The organism is Candidatus Methylomirabilota bacterium (assembly GCA_036005065.1).
Classification (GTDB): Bacteria; Methylomirabilota; Methylomirabilia; order Rokubacteriales; family DASRDR01; genus DASYQW01.
This window is the reverse complement of the sequence record DASYQW010000025.1, coordinates 1-2,649: the sequence shown is the minus strand read 5'-3', so window position 1 is coordinate 2,649 and position 2,649 is coordinate 1. Positions and strand designations below refer to the sequence as shown.

Below are 2,649 nucleotides of genomic sequence, written 5' to 3'. Positions count from 1 at the left end.
CCGCTTCGAGGGACCGGTGCCGATGCCCCACCGGCTGATCTGAGAGAGGGATTGACCATGGACGAGCTGCGCTACGACGTCGCCGACCGGATCGCGACCATTACCCTGAACCGCCCCGAGAAGCTCAACGCCTTCACCCGGCCCATGCTCGACGCCTGGGTCGACGCGCTCGTCCAGGCCCAGCGGGACGACGCCGTGCACGTGGTCGTCCTCACCGGGGCGGGTCGCGCCTTCTGCGCGGGCGGCGACGTCGGGCGGATGGGAGAGGCGAAGGGCGCCGCCCTCGAGCTCAAGAACGAGCTGTGGGAGCAGGTTCATCGCATCCCGAAGACGCTGGAGGCGGTGGACAAGCCCGTGATCGCGATGGTGAACGGGCCGGCGGTGGGGGCCGGGATGGGCATGGCCCTCATGTGCGACGTCCGCTTCGCGTCGGCCGACGCGAAGTTCTCCACGGGGTACGTGGGGGTGGGCCTGGTGCCGGGCGACGGGGACACCTACTTCCTGCCCCGGCTGGTCGGCCCGGCCAAGGCCCTGGAGCTGTTCTGGAGCGGGGCGTTCGTCGACGCCGCCGAGGCCCTGCGGCTGGGGATCGTCAACCGGGTGGCGCTCGCCGAGGAGCTTCGCCCGGTCACCTACGAGCTGGCACGGCGGATCGCCGACGGTCCCCAGGTCGCCATCCGGATGATCAAGCGGCTCGTCTACCAGAGCGCCCGGCTCGATCTGCGGACCCACCTGGACCTGGTGTCCTCTCACATGTCCATCGTCCGTCAGACCCGCGATCACGCCGAGGGTGTCGCGGCGTTTCTCGAGAAGCGCGCGCCGAAGTTCGAGGGCCGCTAGGTCATTTCGGGGGGGTCTCGGAAGACCCCCCGATGCCCCCCCTCGGTTGCGGCGGCACAGCCGCCGCTCGGAGCGCTGCCCGACGCGGCCCGCGCTCGGGGCGAGTTGCCGGGTTACTCCGACAGGCTCCTAGATCATGGGAGGGGGCCTCGACGGCCCCCTCCCAGTCCCACCCCCAAGAGTCGTTTGCGCGGGCAAAGCCCGCGCTCGGAGCGGAACACCAACCGTGAACGGTTAGGCGATCCGTTGCGCGTCGTTACTCCGACACGCTCCTGATATGGAATGACCTGTCAAGTTGTTTGTCGCGCGCCTGTTCCACGGTTCCCCTTCATGATGCCGGAGGGGCAGCGGTCGAAGCAGCGCCTGCGACGGTTGATCACTCTGATATTCGCGGATCGAGCCCAGGGCTCGCCGTCATGGTCGTGATCCGTCGGGAGCTGCCTCGGACTAGAGTCGCGGGTCCAGCCAAGGGCCGGCCGCATAGGAGTGCTCGAGGGCTCTCCTTTCCGTGGCCGCCTCGACCGCTGCCCGCCCGGCGTCATGCCCTTCCTCGTTAATTCGTCCCCGGCGGCCGGGGCCTATGCCACCCGCGGCCAGACCCCGGGGTGCTGCGCCTCGACGGCCACGCCGATCGCCCAGATGAAGCCGAGGAGCTCGCGAGCAACGGCGGTGACGACTTGCTGCTTCGTCTTGCCTCGGCCCAGCAACCGCCGATAGCGCTGATGGAGGCGGTGCTGCGCCTTCCAGGCCATCGCCTTGACCTCCTCGCTCAGGCCGGCGTGGCGCTGGCGCAGGGCCGGGCCGATCCCCGGGCGGTGGCGATAGGCCCAGGCGGCCTCCACGACGATCCGGCGCAGATGCGCGTTCCCGGTCTTCGTAATGCGCCCGTGCCGGATCCGCGGCCCGCTGGAATGCTCGCTGGCCACCGCACCGCTATAACCCATCAGCCGCCGAGCGCGGCCAAAGCGGGAGAGTAGGCCGACCTCCGCCACGACCGTGGCCGCCGACACCTTGGCGATGCCGCGCAGCGCCTGCAGCGCCTCGATCACGGCGCGCACCGACGCCGGAGCGGTCTCCACGGCCTCGTCGATGGCTCGCTCCAGCCGGCCGATCCGGTCCCGGGCGTGCTCCACCTCGGTCAGGTAGTCCAGCCGGGTCGCCTCCTGGGCGGGGTGCTCGAACCGCAGCGCGGCGAGCCACCGGCGGTGCCGCTCGGTCCAGGCCGTTGTCCCGGCCGGGGGCCGGTGCCCGTGCCGCAGCAGGAACTTCTGGAGCCGATGCCGGGCGCGCCGCTGGTCCTTCTTGGCGGCTTCGCGGGCGCGGACCAGGTCGCGCAGCGCCTCGTGGGCGGGGTCCGGCACCCACACCGGGGTCAGATCCCCGCTGCGGAAACTCCGCGCCAGCCGGGCGGCGTCGCGGCGATCGGTCTTGACCCGGTCGCCGGCCTTGACCGGCACGAGAGTGGGCGCCACCACGTGGCAGTCGACGCCCAGCTGCGTCAGCTGCCCGTAGAGGGGGTAGCCACACGGGCCGGCCTCGTAACAGGCCCGCAGCCGCTCGGCCGGCCCGAGCTTCTTCACCAGCCGGCGCACCGCGTCTGGCTCATTGGGGATGGTGCCGATCGCGCGGACCTCGCCGTCTGGCTCGGCCACCGCCACCGCGATCGTCGCCGCGTGAACATCCAGGCCCACGAATCGTGTACTCTTAGTCATAGACCGGCTCCTTTCGTATGTAGCTCTGCGCTACGGGTCTCCGCTCGCAGCGTAACCTACGCATTGCGATCGGAGCCGGTCATTCCATTATGACTAG

Annotated in this window: 2 protein-coding genes; one reads left to right on the top strand and one right to left on the bottom strand. The window is 70.6% G+C overall.

Going from position 1 to position 2,649, the window contains the following annotated elements; genetic code table 11:
* Positions 1-840 (top strand): enoyl-CoA hydratase (locus tag VGW35_01215; protein ID HEV8306258.1); only part of this gene is annotated, 840 nt, incomplete at its 5' end.
* A 578-nt stretch (positions 841-1,418) separates the two neighbouring features.
* On the opposite strand, the gene VGW35_01210 is transcribed toward VGW35_01215, so the two are convergent.
* The gene (locus VGW35_01210) at positions 1,419-2,552 is read right to left on the bottom strand and encodes an IS110 family transposase (GenBank protein HEV8306257.1); all 1,134 of its coding nucleotides are present in this window, start codon (positions 2,550-2,552) and stop codon (positions 1,419-1,421) included.
* Positions 2,553-2,649 lie beyond the last annotated feature (97 nt).